This window comes from Salana multivorans, assembly GCF_003751805.1.
GTDB lineage: Bacteria > Actinomycetota > Actinomycetes > Actinomycetales > Beutenbergiaceae > Salana > Salana multivorans.
On record NZ_RKHQ01000002.1, the window covers coordinates 231,432 to 249,043 of the forward strand.

11 protein-coding genes and 2 tRNA genes are annotated in these 17,612 nt (G+C 73.1%); 6 read left to right on the plus strand and 7 right to left on the minus strand.

Annotated features, from left to right (window positions below):
• The first annotated feature begins 8 nt into the window (after window positions 1-8).
• Window positions 9-2,198 carry an alpha-galactosidase gene (locus EDD28_RS13300; RefSeq protein ID WP_123740273.1) on the plus strand — a complete coding sequence of 730 codons (2,190 nt, stop codon included), beginning with the start codon at window positions 9-11 and terminating at the stop codon, window positions 2,196-2,198.
• A 63-nt stretch (window positions 2,199-2,261) separates the two neighbouring features.
• Here EDD28_RS13300 and EDD28_RS13305 read toward each other — a convergent pair whose 3' ends face one another.
• The 4 genes from EDD28_RS13305 to EDD28_RS13320 form a co-directional block, all read right to left on the minus strand.
• Window positions 2,262-4,748, minus strand: coding sequence for a hypothetical protein (locus tag EDD28_RS13305; RefSeq protein WP_123740274.1), 2,487 nt, complete (start codon window positions 4,746-4,748; stop codon window positions 2,262-2,264).
• Between the two features lie 146 nt (window positions 4,749-4,894).
• Window positions 4,895-4,967: transfer RNA gene (locus tag EDD28_RS13310), tRNA-Asn, on the minus strand.
• A gap of 123 nt (window positions 4,968-5,090) precedes the next feature.
• Window positions 5,091-5,588: a hypothetical protein gene (locus EDD28_RS13315; RefSeq protein WP_123740275.1), complete on the minus strand. Its 498-nt coding sequence runs from the start codon at window positions 5,586-5,588 to the stop codon at window positions 5,091-5,093.
• A gap of 167 nt (window positions 5,589-5,755) precedes the next feature.
• The gene (locus tag EDD28_RS13320; RefSeq protein WP_123740276.1) at window positions 5,756-8,449 is read right to left on the minus strand and encodes a LamG-like jellyroll fold domain-containing protein; all 2,694 of its coding nucleotides are present in this window, start codon (window positions 8,447-8,449) and stop codon (window positions 5,756-5,758) included.
• 274 nt (window positions 8,450-8,723) lie between these two features.
• Here EDD28_RS13320 and EDD28_RS17495 point away from each other — a divergent pair, with 274 nt between their 5' ends.
• Window positions 8,724-11,162 carry a lamin tail domain-containing protein gene (locus EDD28_RS17495; protein WP_170169496.1) on the plus strand — a complete coding sequence of 813 codons (2,439 nt, stop codon included), beginning with the start codon at window positions 8,724-8,726 and terminating at the stop codon, window positions 11,160-11,162.
• Window positions 11,163-11,292: 130 nt separating this feature from the next.
• Here EDD28_RS17495 and melA read toward each other — a convergent pair whose 3' ends face one another.
• Complete coding sequence (melA, locus tag EDD28_RS13340) at window positions 11,293-12,663, minus strand: alpha-galactosidase (RefSeq protein WP_123740277.1); 1,371 nt, start codon at window positions 12,661-12,663, stop codon at window positions 11,293-11,295.
• Between the two features lie 111 nt (window positions 12,664-12,774).
• Between melA and EDD28_RS13345 the strand changes: the two genes are divergently transcribed.
• The gene (locus tag EDD28_RS13345) at window positions 12,775-13,593 is read left to right on the plus strand and encodes a helix-turn-helix domain-containing protein (RefSeq protein ID WP_123740278.1); all 819 of its coding nucleotides are present in this window, start codon (window positions 12,775-12,777) and stop codon (window positions 13,591-13,593) included.
• A 115-nt stretch (window positions 13,594-13,708) separates the two neighbouring features.
• Here EDD28_RS13345 and EDD28_RS13350 read toward each other — a convergent pair.
• Window positions 13,709-13,782, minus strand: a tRNA-Ile gene (locus EDD28_RS13350).
• Between the two features lie 971 nt (window positions 13,783-14,753).
• Between EDD28_RS13350 and EDD28_RS17185 the strand changes: the two genes are divergently transcribed.
• From EDD28_RS17185 to EDD28_RS13370, 3 genes are all read left to right on the plus strand, one after another.
• A complete protein-coding gene (locus EDD28_RS17185) occupies window positions 14,754-15,101 on the plus strand; it encodes a DUF4352 domain-containing protein (RefSeq protein WP_148059626.1) in 348 nt (115 codons plus the stop codon).
• A 3-nt stretch (window positions 15,102-15,104) separates the two neighbouring features.
• Window positions 15,105-15,587: a peptide deformylase gene (gene def / locus EDD28_RS13365; RefSeq protein ID WP_123740280.1), complete on the plus strand. Its 483-nt coding sequence runs from the start codon at window positions 15,105-15,107 to the stop codon at window positions 15,585-15,587.
• Window positions 15,588-15,738: 151 nt separating this feature from the next.
• The gene (locus tag EDD28_RS13370) at window positions 15,739-16,239 is read left to right on the plus strand and encodes a DUF3145 domain-containing protein (RefSeq protein WP_123740281.1); all 501 of its coding nucleotides are present in this window, start codon (window positions 15,739-15,741) and stop codon (window positions 16,237-16,239) included.
• A gap of 123 nt (window positions 16,240-16,362) precedes the next feature.
• Here EDD28_RS13370 and EDD28_RS13375 read toward each other — a convergent pair whose 3' ends face one another.
• Window positions 16,363-17,589: a beta-ketoacyl-[acyl-carrier-protein] synthase family protein gene (locus EDD28_RS13375; RefSeq protein WP_123740282.1), complete on the minus strand. Its 1,227-nt coding sequence runs from the start codon at window positions 17,587-17,589 to the stop codon at window positions 16,363-16,365.
• Window positions 17,590-17,612 lie beyond the last annotated feature (23 nt).

A 17,612-nucleotide genomic window follows, 5' to 3' on the forward strand; every position in this document is an offset into this window, starting at 1 on the left:
GCCACCGCATGGGAATCGTCCACCTCCGCGCCGCCGGCGTGAGCCTCGTCCTCGACACCACCGGTCCCGAGCTGCCGCGGGTCGTGCACTGGGGCGCCGATCTCGGCGAGCTCCCCGAGGCGGAGCTCGCCGAGCTCGTCCGGGTGAGCGTCCAGCCCCTCACCGGCGGGACGGCGGACGAGCCCTACCGGCTCTCCGTCGTGCCCGAGATGACGGCGGGCTGGCTCGGGACACCGGGCCTCAGCGGGCACCGCGGCGGGACCGCCTTCTCCTCGGCGTTCGTCACGACCGGCGTCGAGGTCGACGCCGGTCGCGACGCCGACGGGTCGACCGCGACCGCGGAGGACGGCGCGCCGCTCGCGGCCAGCGTCACCGTCGAGGCGGAGGACGAGGCCGCCGGGCTGCGGCTCGCGTGGCGGCTCGAGCTCCTGGCCGACGGCCTGCTGCGACACCGCGCCGGCGTGACCAACCTGGGCGTCGAGCACCAGGCCGGCTCGCCGTTCGACCTGTCGGGCCTCGACGTGGTGCTCCCGCTGCCCCGGGAGGCGCGGGAGATCCTCGACTTCACGGGCCGCCACCTGCGCGAGCGCTCGCCGCAGCGGCACGAGTTCACGGCCGGGACGCACCTGCGCGAGACCCGGCGCGCGCGGGCGCACGACGGGACGCTCCTGCTCCTGGCGGGCGAGCCGGGCTTCTCCTACGCCGCCGGCGAGGTGTGGGGCACGCACGTCGCGTGGTCCGGCAACGTGCGCACGTTCGCCGAGCAGGAGATGCCGTCGGGCCGGCGCCTGCTCGGGGGCGGTGAGCTGCTGCTGCCCGGCGAGGTGCGGCTCGAGGTGGGGGAGTCCTACGAGGGGCCGTGGGTGTACGCGTCCTACGGGCGCGGGATCAACGAGCTGTCCCGACGGTTCCACGACTTCCTCCGCTCGCGCGACTCCCACCCGCGCGGGCCGCGCAAGGCGCTCATCAACGTGTGGGAGGCGGTCTACTTCGACCACAGCCTGCCGAAGCTCGTCGCGCTCGCCGACGCGGCCGCCTCGGTCGGCCTGGAGCGGTACGTGCTCGACGACGGGTGGTTCCGCGGCCGGCGGACCGACAACGCCGGGCTCGGCGACTGGTACGTCGACGAGGGCGTCTGGCCCGACGGCCTGCACCCGATCGTCGACCACGTGACGGGCCTCGGCCTGGAGTTCGGCCTGTGGTTCGAGCCCGAGATGGTCAATGAGGACTCCGACGTGGCGCGCGCCCACCCCGAGTGGATCCTCCGGACGCCGCACCGGATGCCGCCGCCGGCCCGCCAGCAGCAGGTGCTCGACCTCACGGTGCCGCAGGCGTGGCAGTACGTCTACGACCGGATGCACGCGATCCTGTCCGAGTACCGCATCTCCTTCGTCAAGTGGGACTTCAACCGCGACCTGGTCGACGCGGGGCGGCAGGCGACGGGGTCGGCCGGGTACCACGAGCAGACGCTCGCCACCTACCGGCTGCTCCGCGCGCTGCGCGCGGCGCACCCGGACGTGGAGTTCGAGTCGTGCGCCGGCGGCGGCGGGCGAGCCGACCTCGGCATCCTCGCGCTCACCGACCGGATCTGGACGTCGGACTGCATCGACCCGCTCGAGCGGCAGACGATCGAGGCCGGGACGGGGCTGCTCCTGCCGCCCGAGCTGATGGGCTCGCACATCGCGTCGCCGCACTCGCACACGACGGGCCGGCGCCACGACCTCTCCTTCCGCGCCGCCACCGCGATGTTCGGTCACCTCGGCGTGGAGTGGGACCTGACGTCGGCGTCCGAGGCCGACCTCGCCGAGCTCGGGTCGTGGGTCGCGGCCTACAAGGAGCACCGCGACCTGCTGCACGGCGGCGACGTCCTGCGCGTCGACTCGCCGGACCCCGCCATCCGCGTGCACGGGGTGGTCGCCGAGGACGGGGGCGAGGCGATCGTGGCCGTCGTCCAGCTCACCACGTCGGCGCACCACCCGCCCGGTCGCGTCCGCATCCCGGGGCTCGACCCCGAGCGGACCTACCGCGTCCGTCCGCTCGCTCCCGGCGACCGGATCCCGGGTGGCGGCGGTTCGTGGGCCCCGGCGTGGTGGCCGGAGGGCGCACGGCTGAGCGGGCGCTCCCTCGCGGAGGTCGGCGTCCAGGTGCCGCTGCAGCACCCCGAGCACTCGGTCCTGCTGCACCTCGTCGCGCAGTAGCACGGACGGCTCGACCGGCGCCGCCGCCCGGGCCGGTCCTCGGCCGGCTCGGACCGGTCTCGGCTAGGCGCCGGGGCCGGGCTGCCCGGTGCCGTCCGGCTGCTCGACGAGCTCGCGCGCCATCGCGTCGACCTCGTACCAGAGGGCGTCGTCGGTGCCGTAGCCGGTGTGGGTCAGGATCGGCGGGAGCTGCTCGCCGCGGACGTACCAGCGTCGGGGCGGGTCGACGATCTCCCGGTCGACCAGGGCGTCGAGCCGCGCGTCGGACAGGAGGACGTGACCGCCGATGTAGTCGGTGAGGTAGTGGACGTTGCGCCACCGCGGGGCCGGGGGCACGGCATCGTTCCGCGACGGCGTGAGCCCGGCGGCGAGGTCGTCGAGCACGGCCTGGGTGAAGACGGTCGGGAAGGCCCAGCGGTAGAGCTTCGTGAGCGGGCTGCCGTACGTGACGAGAGCGATCCGCTCACGGGCGCGGGCCGAGAGCAGCCCGTCGCGGGTGAGCACGCACGCCGAGAGCACGCTGCCCTGGGAGTGCGCGGCGAGCACGACGCTGCCGCCGTTGGCGGCCAGGCGGTTGATCCGCTCGCCGAGCTCGGGGACGGCCCGCTCGCTGTAGCTCGGCGGGGCGAACGGGTGGAACGAGCGGGGCAGGCACGTGCCGACGTCGAAGGCGACCCCGACGATCCGGCGCAGGTTCCGGTTGCGCCACAGGGCCGCGAGCAGGACGAGCGTGGCGGGCGGCAGGGCGAGCGCGACCCAGGCGAGGAACCCGAGCGACCCGACGGAGCGGCTGGCCCAGTCGGCGCCCGCCGCGCTCTCCCGCAGCCCGGGCAGCGTCAGCACGGTCCCGAGCGCGAGACCGGCGAACGTCACGACGCCGGCGAGCGCGAGGGCGCGGCCGAGCGTCCGGGACACGCCGGCGATGCGGCGGAACCGCGCCACCGTGCGCACCCAGCGTCGTCCGTCGTCCGTCGGAGCCAGCGCGGATCGCCAGAACGACGCGTCGGGGCCCGACGGCGGGCGCGAGCCTGAGACGTCGGATGCCTCGCGCCTCGCGTACGCCGCCGCCAGGCTCGTGCGCACCGCGTCCGGGCGGACGGCGGCGGGGGTCGCGGGGGTGACGAGCCACGTGCCGACGAGGAACACGACGGCGAGCACGGCGAGCGCGGCCACCCACGCCAGCACGAGCAGCTTGACCGTGGTGAACGCCATCGGGACGAGGTCCGTGTGCGCGGCCAGCACCGCGTCGCCTGCGTCGTCGCTCGCAGACCCGGGAGCCGCGTCGTCGACCCACGTCCCGGCGAGCGCGATCATCGCGAGCAGGACGATCTGCAGCGCGACCTGCGCGAGGAACGAGAGCACGGCCGGCGCCGGCCACGGGAAGAAGTCGCCGCGTCTCCGGCGGGGCGAGCCGAGGAGCTGCTGGACCACGAGCGGGAGGAGCAGGGCGAGGGCGCCGACCCACAGCCACGCAGTTGCATCGGCTGTCTCGGGCAGGGCGGTGCGGGTGGCGTCGGGCCCGGATGTGACACCGACCGCGACCGCACCGGCGAGCGTCAGGGCGGCAAGGATCCACGTGCTGCGGTAGTGGAGGAGCGAGCCACGTCCGCTCACGACGAGCGCGCCGGCAAGGGCGAGGACGAGCAGCCCGGCGCCGAGGACGACGGACGCCCACCCGGCCGGACCGACCGACGGGGCGCCGGCGGGGTGGGCCAGCGCCGCGGCCGTCACGACGGCGGGGATCGCGAGCCCCACCGCGAGGTGCGCGGCCGAGAGCTGGCGGTGGAAGGGCGAGGTCGCCCAGAAGTCGCGGTTGCGCAGACCGTCGGCGACCTCCGACGCCGCGAGCCTCGTTGGCGGGCGCGGCTCGCCGGTGGCCGTGCGTCCGGACGTGGCCGCGTCGCACGTCTCCTCGTACCGGTTGCGGCTGCGCCGGCCCAGCCAGGAGACCGCGAGCGCGAACGCCGCCGCGACGACCGCGCCGAGCGCCGCCCGGGCGCCGAGGTGGTCGGCCAGGACGCACGGCCCGCCGCCGGTGCATCCGCCGGCCAGCCAGCGGACGCCGAGGACGTCGACGCAGAGGTACGCCAGCGACGTCGCGGCGGTGACCGAGAGGGCGAGTGCCGCGAGGCGGGCGCAGGCCTGGAAGATGCGGCTCGTGCCGCTCGATGCGGGGCTGCCCGGTGCGGCGGTCGCGCCGGGCGTGCCCGGTGCCTCGTGCGGCTCGCGCGCCATCCAGCCCGCCATGTTCGCGAGCATCGCCGGCAGCATGACGACCCACAGCGCCCGAGTGCGCGCGGCGGAGGTGAGGCCGCCCCAGGAGTAGGCCTCGCGGTGGCGACCGCCCGGACCGTCTGAGGTGCGGTAGAAGCCCGCGATGGCGTCGCCGCCCACCTGCCGCGGGTGCGGGTCGCTCAGCATGGCGCTGGGCGGGGTGTTGCTGACGCCGTGGACGCGGATCTCCGTCGTCCCGGCCAGCTCGTTCGGGCGCCGCTCGTCCAGGTCGTCCGACCACTCGCCCGGCATCGCGGCGTTCAGCTCCACGTACATGCGCCACTCCTTCGGGCCGCGATGGTTCGTGAGGCGAGCGTAGCGAGGGGGTCCGACACGATGGCCGGGGGGACCGGGCGCAGACCGGTGGGGGATGCGCAAGGGCCCCTGACCGGCGTTTCCGCTGGTCAGGGGCCCTTCACGTGCTCCCGCAGTTGGACTCGAACCAACAACCGTCCGATTAACAGTCGGATGCTCTGCCAATTGAGCTATGCGGGATCGGTCGTGTGCGGCGTCCGCTCCTGCGGCCGACCGCCCGCAGTACCTTACCAGCCTTCCCGGGTGGTCGCGTAACCGTGACCGAGCGCGGCAGACGGCTCCCGGGTGCGGTCGGAACGCGGTCTAGACGGGCAGCCCGACCGCGCCACGGGCCTCCGCCTCGACCTCGGCGGCGAGGTCGAGCACCTCCCGGTCCTCGCGCGCGGTGCCGAGGATGCTCACCTGGCTCGACAGGGTGCCGGCGGGGTCGCGGCGCACGGCTGCCCGCACCATCCCGCCGCCCGGGACCGGGCGCTGGACCACATGGACCAGCGAGGCCTCGATCCGCATCCGGACCGCCTGGGTGAACCGGCGCGGGTCGTCCGGCAGGCGCAGGGCGTGGGTGCCGCCGTCGACCTCGCGCAGCGTGAGGGTCGCGGTCTCGTCGTCCCAGTCGGCTCCGTCGAACAGCGTCCACGGGATCTCGCGGACGGCACCGTCCTTCGCGACGATCGCGAGGTGGTCGACGGTGACGACGCCGGTCTCCCCGCCAGCCGCCGTCGCCCAGGCGAGGGGCTTGGCGTCGGGGAGCGCGGCGCGGACCTGGTCGGGAAGCTGCGGCGTGCGGCGGAGGATGCCCATGGGACAACGGTACGTCCGGCCGGGCGTCGAGCGCGGGACGGCGGAGCCGTGCCCGGCGGCCGTGCCGCCCACCGCGTCCGCCGGCCGATCGTGACCCGCGGCGACTCGTGACTCTCGCGGCGGCGGGCCGCGGTCGGGAGACCGCGACCCGCCGCTGCGGCGTGTCGTCAGCCGGTGGACGAGGTCCGTCGCCGCAGCGCGAGCAGCGTGCCCCCGGCCGCGAGGATCGCGACGCCGGACAGGGCGATCACCCCGGCGGTTCCGGCGCCGGTCGAGGCGAGGCCGTGAGCGTCGGTCTGCGACGGGTTCGCGGACCGGGTCGGGGAGGGGGAGCCTGCCGTGGGGGCAGGGGAGCCAGTCGTCGGCCCGCCCGTTGGTGAGGCCGTGGGCGACGGCGTCGTGGGCTGGTCCGTCGGCGTCGGGTCCGTCGGCGTGGGGGTGGGCTCGGGATCGACCGGGTCGGCGGCGACCGAGAAGCTCACCGTCAGCGGTTCGGCGGTCCGGCTGCCGAGCGCTTGAGCGAGGGCGACGGTGTGCTCACCGCTGGTGAGGCCGTCGGTCACCTCGATCAGCCACGTGCCGTCCTCCGCCACGGTCGTCGACGCGGCGGCGGTGGCCGCCTGCATCGCGACCGCCGGATCGGCGGTCGTGACCCGAGCCTGCGCGACCTGCTCGGCGGGCGCGAGCCGCACCTCGGCACCCGGGAAGCCGGTTCCGGCGAAGGTCACCGCCCGGGTCCCGTTCGGGAGCTCCCCCTCGGGGGCTCGGGTGATGGTGAGCCCCGAGATGTCCGCACGCTGCGTCAGCCACTGCGAGGCGTCCGTCGGGTGGTCGATGATGCGCGTCTCGCCGATGCAGCCGAACCAGCCGTTGCGGGCAGCATCGTCGACCCAGTCCGCGCCGAGGATCCACGAGTGACCCTCGTGCCACGCCATCCCGCTCACGTCGTTGGCGTTGCGCAGCACGGGCGCGCCGTCGACGTACATGGTCGTGGTCCGGGTGGCGGGATCGTTCACCACGGCGACGTGCTGCCACACGTCGGTCATGATCTCGCCCGACCAGTTCACCCGGTCGCCCTTCGACGCGTCGGCGTCGAGGCTGGTCCACTGGAACTCCCGGAGGTTGGAGATGCCGAGAGCGCTGGGGGAGGCGGTCCAGTCCCACCGGGTCTCGGGGACGCCGATCTGCGAGCGGTTGCCCGTCCTGGTGAGCGCCTTCGACCAGCCGTTCCGAGAGGCGTCCCAGTCGGCGTCCATCTTCACGAACGTCTCGATCGTGTAGCCGTTGCTCAGGTCAGCCTCGTTGATGGCGGCATCGGCCGCGGTCGTGAGGTAGGAGTAGCGCGAGCCGGTGGAGCTGTCGAAGCACACGGCGGCACCGTCGGAGGAGAACCCGTGCGCGTTGCCCGACTCGATCACGACGTCCTCCCACGTCGCGTCGACCGCGTTCGTGTCGGCGGGGGCGGGACGGGTCAGGTCGTTGTCGCCCGCGATGTCCGTCACGACGGTGTCGGCGTCGACCACCCCGTCGAGCTGGTTGAAGCGCCAGTGGGCGAGAGTCCCATCGACGCTCACGTGGTCGAGCGTGTTCCCGGGCGCCTCCGTGGTGGTGGGTTCCGGGCCCTCGAACCCGTCGAGGATGAGGCTGCGGGCGAGCTCGGTGAGCTTCGGCTCGTCGGGGGAGCCCGCGGTGAACCCGGGTGCGAAACCACCGAAGCGTTCGCTGAAGTCCATGGTGACGGTGAAGCGCTGGTGCTGACCCTCGAGAGTCGGCTGGTCGTAGGAGGTGAGCCCCTCCTGCGGCTTGGCCACGACCCACGGCGACACGGTCTCCAGAGAGATCGAGTCGTTGCTCAGGTCGAACTCGAACAGTCCGAGGTATCCGTTACCGCCCTCGTAGGCCATCTGGTAGTCGAGGAGGACCTGGAGGACGTCGTTGCCGAAGTCGTTCTGCTTGACCTGACGGGTGGCGCCGTGGAAATGGCCGTTCAACGTCATGAAGATCTGGTCGTTGCTGCGGATGAGGGAATTCCACAGCCGCTCGCTGTCACCGGTCTCGATCGGAGACACCTGGTCCGCACCGACGTTGATCAGAGCGTGCGTCGAGAGGATCACCGGGACGTCGGGGTGCGCATCCAGCACCCCCTGCGCCCACGCGATCGTCTGGTCCGAGGCGTTCCACGAGATCGCGAGCGACATGAAGCGCTGTCCCTCGGCCTCGAAGACGTGGTACTGACTCAGCCCGGTCGCGTCGCTTCCCTCGTAGGTCGACAGACCGCTCGCGCGCTGGGCCCCGAACCAGGTGGTGAAGGGCTCCCTCGCCGCGTCGAGCTGGTTGTCCCAGACCGCGCTGTTGGTGACGTCGTGGTTGCCGGGAAGGATCGAGTAGGGCAGGCCCGCGTCGTCGAGGACCGCCATGGCGCGGTCGGCCGCCTCCCACTCGCGCGTCGTCCCCGCGCGGTCGACGATGTCCCCGAGGTGCGCCGTGAACGGAATCCGGAGCTCGTCCGCGTTCTCGGCCAGCCAGGTCGTCTGCGTCTCGAACGGGTCCGTTCCGTAGCGGGGCACGAACTGATCCTCGGAATAGCGGGAGTAGAACTGCGTGTCTGGAAGGACCGCAAATGTGAAACGCGATCCGAGATCGTCATCGGAAGGGGCCGCGGACGCGGTCGAGGCGCCCGCGACGACGATTCCTGCGGCCAGTCCGAATGTGGCGAGGGCGCTCGTGAGGCGGCTGAGGGAGCGGCGGGTAGAGGGATGGTGGGAGGTTCTCACGAAGGGGTCACTTTCGTTCGAGAAGATGGCATGCCTCGGGTCCGACATTGCCCGGGGAGTGCCAACTGTTCCCGCTGCGAGTGACATCGGGGTGGCCTGGCGGTGGCTGGCCGGTCTCGTTCCGGCGACGGTTGCCCGGCGCGACGCGTGCAGGAGGGGATCTCGCGCGGTGGTCTCGTCGCCGTGCACTCGCCGGCCCCGCGGACGGGACGAGTCGAGAGCTCCGCGCGAGGTTCCTGGTCGGGATCGCTGCGGAACGGCTCGTCCCGGCGTTCGGTGTTTCGCCCGCGTTCACTCGCCGGTCGGCCCATCGCCGTCTGTGTCGACTTCACTCCACGAGGGCATCAATCCTGGAGGCACAATGAGACGTCCTGTCCTTGCCGCGTTCGCCGTCGTGGCCGTAGCCGGAACGCTCGGGGTCGTGGCGCCCGCCACGGCAGCCGGAGCCGCCGTGCGGATCAACGAGGTCCAGTCGAACAGCGCGGTCGGTGCGCCTGACTTCGTCGAGCTCGTGAACACGGGGTCGGAGCCGGTCGACCTCTCGGGCTGGGTGCTGCGCGACGACAAGGACGAGCGCGACCTGCGGATCGCTTCGGGCACGATCATCGCGCCCGGGGAGTTCTTCGTGATCGAGCCGGACTCCGATCCTGATGCTGGCTTCGGTCTTGGCAGCCGCGACATGGCGCGTCTCTACGCTGCCGACGGGACGACGCTCGTCGACTCCTACGAGTGGACCGATCACGCGTTCAGCGAGGGGCGGATCCCCGACGGCACCGGTGAGTTCGTCGACACCGAACCCACCCCGGCGGCGGCGAACGTGGCGCGCAACGAGGGGGCCTTCTACGAGGCTGACGCCACGATCGTCGTCAACGAGGTCATGTCGGACGACCCGGCCGGCGGTGCCGACTGGGTGGAGCTGACCAACACGGGTGGCGTCGCGGTGGACGTCTCGGGCTGGGTGCTGCGCGACGACAACGACCAGCGGGACCTGCGGATCGCCGCGGGCACGGTCCTGGAGCCCGGCGCACTCCTCGTGGTGGAGACGGACACACCCGCGAACGGCTTCGGCCTCGGGCGCGTGGACCAGATCCGGCTGTTCCTCGCCGACGGGCGGGGTCTCGTCGATGAGCACTCGTGGACCGATCACGTGGCCAGCGAGGGTCGGGTCCCCGACGGCACGGGGGAGTTCGTGCCGACCGAGCCGACCCCGCGCAGCGCCAACGTGGCTCGGGGCGGCGGAACCCCGGTCGTGATCAACGAGGTCGAGACCAGTGGCGACGCCCGTGGGGACTGGGTCGAGCTGGCCAACACGGACCTGGAGCAGACGGTCGACGTGTCGGGGTGGACGCTGATCGACAGTGACCCGAGCCACGACCCGATCGTTCTGCCCGAGGGCACGACCATCGAGTCGGGTGGCTACCTCGGCGTCCTCACCGAGCCGAGCTTCGGGCTTGGCGGCCGCGACGAGATCACGGTGCGGGATGCCGCCGGGATCGTGGTGGCCTCACGTGCCTGGGAGGAGCACTCTGCGACGACGCTCGGCCGCTGCCCCGACATGACCGGTCCGTTCACGGACACGGGCGGCGGGACCTTCGAGCTCGCGAACGACTGCTCGCAGCCGCCGGGCGGTGACGTCGACGTCGAGGCCTGGCCGTTCGAGAACGATGTCCGGGACGCGGTCGCCCCTGGCACGTGGGGGGACGACATGTCCGGCATCGACGTGGCGCCGGACGGCACGATCGTCGCCGTGAACAACGGCAGCGGCGAGATCTTCCGGCTCGCCGGCGGGCCGGGCACGTACACGGTCGACGCCTCGTGGCTCGCGACCTACCCGGGCGGCGCGGGCCAGCCCGACGGTGAGGGCATCACGGTCGGCGGGGACGGCGCGGTGTACCTCGCGACCGAGCGTGATGACCGCGCGAGCAAGGTCAGCCGACCGTCGGTGCTGCGCGTCGAGCTGGGGGCCGACGGCCGGTCCACCACGACCCACGAGTGGAACCTGAGCGAGGTCACGGGACCCCTCGGGGCGAACGGCGGCCTCGAGGGAGTCGAGTGGATCTCCGACGCCGACGCCACTCGTCTCGGCGTGCGCGGCTCCGACGGCGAGGTCTACGACCCCGCGGCCTTTGGCGCTCACACCGGCGGCATCTTCGCGGTGGGCGTGGAGCAGACGGGCAACATCCACCTCGTCGTGCTGGAGGAGGACGGACGCATCACGCGGCTGCAGACGGTCAACGCCTCGGAGGCCGTGTCGTCGGTGATGGGCCTCGACTGGCGCGCGGGTGGCAACGAGCTGTGGGCGCTGTGCGACGAGGTGTGCGAGAACCGCACCGCGGTCTTCGCCTTCGACGAAGGCGTGCTGACCCGGCAGGTGGAGTACGCGGCTCCCACCGGGATGAACGCCTCGTACACGAACGAGGGCATCGCGCTCCTGTGGTGCGCGCTGGATGCCGACGCCTGGCCGACGGTGATGTGGATCTCGGACTCACCGCACGAGGGTGTCTCGCTCCGAGTCGCCGACGGTGCCGACTGCGTCGGGTCGCAGGAGCCGGGTGAGGGGTCGAGCAGCGGCACGACGCCGACGCCGACCTCGACGCCTCCCGGCGGGTCCAGCCCCGGCGAGACCACCGCACCGACCACGGCGACGCCGGGTGGTGCGAGCCCCACCGGCGCCGGGACGAGCGGCAGCGGGCTGGCCACCACCGGTGTCCAGGCATCGCCCTGGCTCGCGGCGGCCGCCGTCGCGCTCGTCCTGATCGGGACGGCTCTCGCCGTCCGCCGCCGAGCAGCGGCGACCTGACGTCGGGGACGACCGGGCGGTCGGTCCAGGACGGGTCGGCACGCTCGATGGTCCTTCTCGATTGGGCGCGGGAAGCCGGACCGCAGCACCGCCCGGTCCACGGTGTCGCGTTCTGGCTCGGCCGCGGGTCCTAGGGGGTCGTCACCAGCTCCGGCGGCAGCAGGTCGGCGTGGGCGGCGAGCAGCTCCTCGGTCATCGAGCGGATCTGGGGGAGGGTGCACATCGCCGAGGTGAGCGGGTCCAGCGCCACGGCGTGGTGGACGTGCCGGACGTCGCCCTCCAGCGCCGCCCGGACGGCGAGCGTCTGGACGTTCACGTTGGTCCGGTTGAGCGCGGCGAGCTGGGGCGGGAGCTCGCCCTGAGCCACCGGCTGGACGCCGTTCGCGTCGACGAGGCACGGCACCTCGACGCATGCGTCGGCCGGCAGGTTGGTGATCAGCGCGCCAGCGTTGGGCACGTTCCCGTAGACGACGCTCGGCACACCGGTCGCGATCGAGTTGACGATGCTCGCGCCGTACTCGACGGAGGGCTTCAGCTCCGCCTTCAGCCACTCGAGCTGGTCGGTCAGGTCGCCGGGGACGTCGTGAGCGGCGCAGATCTCGTAGTAGTCCCACCGCTGCGGGATGTACTCGGTGACCATGTCGGCGGACTTGCGGAAGTACGGCAGGTACTCGGAGGCGTGATGGCTGGACTCGGTCTGGAAGTAGCCGAACTGCTCCATGATCGCGGTGCGCACCTGCTCGTTGCCGCCCTCGTAGGTGCTGGCGTCGTCGGCGGCGCCGGAGTGGTCGCCGTCGTCCCTGCGAAGCCCGCCCGCCCCGCGGCCGATCCGGTGCCGCTCGGCCATGAGAGCGCGCAGCCGCGGGTAGAGGTCCTCCCGTCCCCGTCGGAGCTCGAGCACCCACGCCTGGTGGTTGATGCCGGCGCAGCGGTAGCTGACCTCCTCGTACGGAACCTCGAGGGTGCGGGCGAGCATCCGTGTGGTCCCCTGCACGCTGTGGCACAGGCCGACGGTGCGCAGCCCGAGGGCGTTGAGGTAGGAGGTCGCCATCGCCATGGGGTTGGCGTAGTTGATGACGGTGGCGTCCGGGCACAGCTCCAGCGCGTCGGCGGCGATCTCACGGTAGGCGGGCACCGACCGCAGGAAGCGGAACACGCCGCCCGGTCCGACCGTGTCGCCGACCGGCTGATCGACGCCGTAGCGGCGCGGGATCTCGACGTCGTGCCGGTACGAGGCCACCCCACCGACCTGGAAGGTGATGATGACGACATCGGCCCCGGCGAGTGCTTCTCGCCGGTCCGTCGTCGGGACCACACGGGTGGGAAGGCCGTGGTGGGCGACCAGCGCGCGCGCCGCCGAGGCCACCCCCTCGAGTCGTCCCGGGTCGATGTCCATGAGGCGGATCTCGCTGTCCTGCAGCGCGGGGAAGCTGACGAGGTCCCCGAAGAGCCGGAACGGGAAAACGAAACCGCCGGCACCGATGATGGCAATCGTTGTCATGCTGCGAACCTACGCACGCGTGCGTAGCGCCACCTCCGGGACGTATCGGACTTTCTCCGGGAATCTTGGCCCGGTGTCTCCGCGGCTGGGTGTCGCCTGGTTGGATGAGACATGGCCGACGGGGTGATCACCGAGCGCTCCGGCCTGTGGACGCGTCGCGGGGCTCCGCCGGTGATGGCTCACCAGCACCGACACGACGACGTCGAGCTGAACGTGGTGCGCGAGGGTCGGCTGCGGTACCTGTTCGGTGGCTCGCGGGTCGACGTGAACGCCGGTGACATCGCCCTGTTCTGGGGGACGACTCCGCATCGACTGGTGCGCCCCGGAACCGCCGAGCTCAGCGACGTGCTGTGGCTGCACGTCCCGCTGGTGACGGTGCTCTCGTGGGAGCTCTCGCCCGCCCAGCTGGGTGGGTTGCTGCAGCCTCGCCCCGTTGTGGTGCCCGCGGCTGCGCTGGACTATGACGCGGCCACCGCCGTCCGACGCTGGCACGGTGACATCGGTCGCGGCGACCACGCCCTGGCGTTCCTGGAGCTGCAGGCCCTCGTGCGCAGGGTGCTGTGCTCAGCCGCGCAGGACTCGCCGCCGACGAGCCCACCCGAGCACCTCGACGCGGTGATGCTGATGACTCGGCTGATCGCCGAGCGCTTCCGGGATCCTCTGACTCCGGCGCAGGTCGCCGACGCGAGCCACCTGCACCCCAGCTACGCGATGACGGTGTTCCGATCGGTGATGGGCTGCACGATCGGGGCGTACCTGGTTCGCTGCCGAGTCACCGAGGCGCAGCGCCTGCTGGCCAGCACCCGGCTGTCGGCCGCCGAGGTCGGGCACGCCGCCGGCTTCGGGTCGCAGAGCCAGTTCTACGACCACTTCGGCCGGGCATGTGGGACGACGCCGGCCCGGTATCGAGCCAGCATCGCCGGGACGTGAACCCGGCCGCGCGGCTCGGCCTCGGCGGTGCCTCGCAGCTCCGGGTCGTCTAGCCGTGCCCCACGTCTGGCCCACGTCGGGCTCCAGCGATGTTCGAGAACTACCTTCTGACCCGTGCCCCCTGTGGGGCTTGAACCCACGACCGACGGATTATGAGTCCGCTGCTCTGACCGGCTGAGCTAAGGGGGCCGTGCCGCCGGTGGGCGGCGCGTCGATCGTAGTGCGCTCGCCCGCCGCGCGCGCTCTGTGCCATACTCGCCGGTTCGCTTCCGTCATGCGGTCATCCGATGCCCGATGTCGGTCGCGGCTGGAATGATGGGCTCGTAAGCCACAGCAGGAGGATCTCGTGACGTACCGCTTCAACCCGCCGCCCGGATGGCCGACTCCGCCCGCGGGTTGGACGCCCCCTGCCGGCTGGCAGCCCGAGCCCACCTGGCCCGCCGCGCCCGCGGGCTGGCAGTTCTGGGTGGAGGACGCCGCCCCCGCGGCTCCCGCCGTCCCGACGCCGCCCCCGGCGCCCACGCCTCCGGCCGTGCCGTCGACGGGCTCCGTCCCGGTGACGCCGCCGGCCCCCGCCGCGCCGTTCACGCCGAGCCCGCCGTCCGCCCCGACGACGCCGTCGGCACCGACCGCTCCCTCGGTCCCGACGGCCCCGCCGTCCTCCTCGACCCCGCCGCCGCCGAGCGGCCCGGCGTTCCCCGCCTCCGCGGTGACGACGCGCATCCCGGGGTCGGGCTCCGCCGCCACCCCGCCGCCGCCCTCCGCGCCCGGTGCCTCGGCCCCGACCCCGCCCTCGGCCCCGACCCCGCCTGCGGCCCCGACCCCGCCTGCGGCCCCGGGCAGCCCGGCCGGTCCGGGCCGCGGGAACACGGCCCCGACGCCGTCGACCTCGCCGGTCTCGCTCCCGGGCGGGGCCGACCCGACGACGATCATCCCGACGTCGCGCCCCACCACGCCGCCGCCTCCCGCGGCGCCGGGCGCGCCCCAGGCGTCGTTCGGTCAGCCGGGCGGTCCGACGACCGGCCCCCAGCCGACCGGCCCCTCGATGCCCACCATCCCCTCGGCGACCTCCGGCGCGCCCGGGACGGGTTCGTCGGTCTACCCGGGCGGCAGCTACGCCCCGGCCCCGGCGCCCTACTCGGCCGATCCCGTCGTGCACCATGGCGCTCAACAGCGTGACGTGGGACGCGCAGTGCGACGGCTTCATGTCCTCGGACCCGGACGGCAGCTACGTGCTGGTCAACGTGACGGTCACCGCGGCGGCCGACGCCACCGAGGCGCTCAACATCAACGAGTTCTACTTCGAGGCGTACGCCGAGGGCTACTCGGTCGACGTCGGCATCGGCGGCCTGTTCTGCGACGTGCCGGACGCGCTGCCCGACGACCTCCAGCCGGGGGCGACCGCGACGGGCAACCTCATGCTCGACCTCAGCCCCGAGACGGTGTGGCTCGCCTACAGCCCGACGCTCGGCTTCTACGGGCCGGACCCGGCCTGGAGGATCCGCTGACACATGGCGTTCCGTGACATCCGGATCGTGGGTGACCCGGTCCTTCGGACGCCCTGCGCGCCCATCACGACGGTCGACGAGAGGGTCCGCACGCTCGTTGCGGACCTTCTCGAGACCGTCGACGCCGAGGGCCGCGCCGGTCTGGCCGCGAACCAGATCGGCGTCGGCCTGCGCGCGTTCTCGTGGAACGTCGACGACCTCGGGTACGTGCTCAACCCGCGGATCGTCGAGCTGAGCGACGACGAGTTCCAGGACGGCGACGAGGGCTGCCTCTCCGTCCCGAAGCTGTGGTTCCCGACCCGACGCGCCTGGTACGCCAGGGTGGAGGGGACGGACCTCGACGGGAACGTCGTCGTCGTCGAGGGGGAGGGCCTCATGGCCCGCTGTCTCCAGCACGAGGTCGACCACCTCGACGGCCTGCTCTACCTCGACCGCCTGGACAAGGACACCCGCCGCCAGGCGCTCCGCGCGCTGCGCACCCTCTGACCGCTCCAGACGACGGCCCGGGACGCCGAGAGAGGCCCCGGGCTACCGTTTCCGCCGCTCATGCGGCACACTGGGACCACGCCGTCGTACATGGCACCGCCAGGCAGCGAGATTCGTTGGGGAAGACGTATCTCGAGACTGGGAGGTCGACATGTCGGGACACCAGACCCGCGGTGTTCTTTTCGTGCACTCTGCACCCCGGGCGCTGAGCCCCCACGTCGAGTGGGCCGCCGCGTCCGTCCTTGGCATGCGCCCGGTCTTCGACTGGACCGAGCAGCCCGCGGCTCCCGGCATGCTCCGCGCCGAGATCTCCTGGGTCGGCACGGCCGGGACGGGTGCGCGCCTCGCGTCGGCGCTGCGCGGCTGGGACCACCTGCGCTACGAGGTGACCGAGGACGCGACGCTGACGACCGACGGCTCGCGCTGGTCGCACACGCCGAGCCTGGGCATCTTCCACGCGCAGACCGACCGCGTCGGCAACGTCGTGGTGCCCGAGGACCGCATCCGCAACGCGCTCACGAACCTGGGCGACCCGCTGCGCCTGGCCGAGTCGCTCGACCTGGCGCTCGGCCAGGCCTGGGACGACGAGCTGGAGCCCTTCCGCTACGCGGGCGCCGGCGCGCCCGTGCGCTGGCTGCACCGCGTCGGCTAGTCGCCGGGACGCCGGCACCGCCGCCTGCTGGGACCGACATCGCGGGCGCGGCGCCGACCCCGTCCGCGAGGTGTGCGGTGCCCGCCGGCCCGCGCTCGACGCGTGAGCCGGGCGCGCGAGCAGCTACGCGCTGGTGACGATGAGGGACACGTTGTGCCCCCCGAACCCGAACGAGTTGTTGAGCGCTGCCAGCTCGCCGTCCGGCAGCTGCGTCGCCGTCGTCGACACCTGGATCTCGGCGGGCAGCCCGGCGTCGGGCGTCTCGAGGTTGATCGTCGGGGGAGCGATGTGGTCGTGCACCGCGAGCACGGTGAAGACCGTCTCGAGCGCGCCGGCCCCGCCGAGGAGGTGCCCCGTCATCGACTTGGTGCCCGACACGATGACCTCACCCATGACGTTCGCGATCGCCTGCGCCTCGCCGATGTCGCCGGCGGGCGTCGACGTCGCGTGCGCGTTGGCGTGCACGATGTCGGCGCCGGTGAGTCCGGCCGCCTCCAGCGCGGTGCGCATGGCGCGGGACTGGCCGTCGGGGTCGGGGGCGGCGATGTCGCCGGCGTCGGAGCTGATCCCGGCACCGGCGATGCGGCCGTAGATCGTGGCGCCGCGCGCGCGGGCGTACTCCTCGCTCTCGAGGACGACGATGCCGGCGCCCTCGCCGAGGACGAAGCCGTCGCGCGTCGCGTCGTAGGGCCGGGACGCGGTCGCGGGGGAGTCGTTGCGGGTCGAGAGGGCCTGCATCCGGGCGAACGCGGCGATCGGCAGCGGGTGGATGCACGCCTCGGTGCCGCCGGCGACGACGACGTCGGCGCGGCCGTCGCGGATCATCTGCGCGGCGTAGGCGATGGCCTCGGCGCCGGAGGCGCAGGCGGAGACGGTGGCGTGGGCGCCGGCCTTCGCGCCGAGCGCGATCGAGACGTAGGCGGCGGCGGAGTTCGGCATGAGCATGGGGACGGTCAGGGGGTGCACCCGGCGGGCGCCCTTCTCCTTGAGCGTGTCCCAGCCGTTCATCAGGGTCCACAGGCCGCCGAGGCCGGTGCCGATGACGACGCCGAGCCGCAGGCCGTCGACCTCGGGCTCGCCGGCGTGCGCCCACGCCTCGCGGGCGGCGACCATGGCGACCTGGGCCGAGCGGTCCATCTTCCGGGTCTCGGGCACCGAGAGCGTCTCGGCCGGCTCGACGGCGAGCTCGCCGGCGAACCGCACGGGCAGCTCGTGCTGCTCCATCCACTCCCGCTCGATGGTGGCGATCCCGGAGGTGCCGGCCAGCGCCGCGCTCCAGGTGTCCGCGACGTTCCCGCCGAGAGGGGACGTCGCCCCGAGTCCGGTGACGACGACGTTGCGCTCGCTCAAGGTGCTCTCCGTTGGCTCAGGGG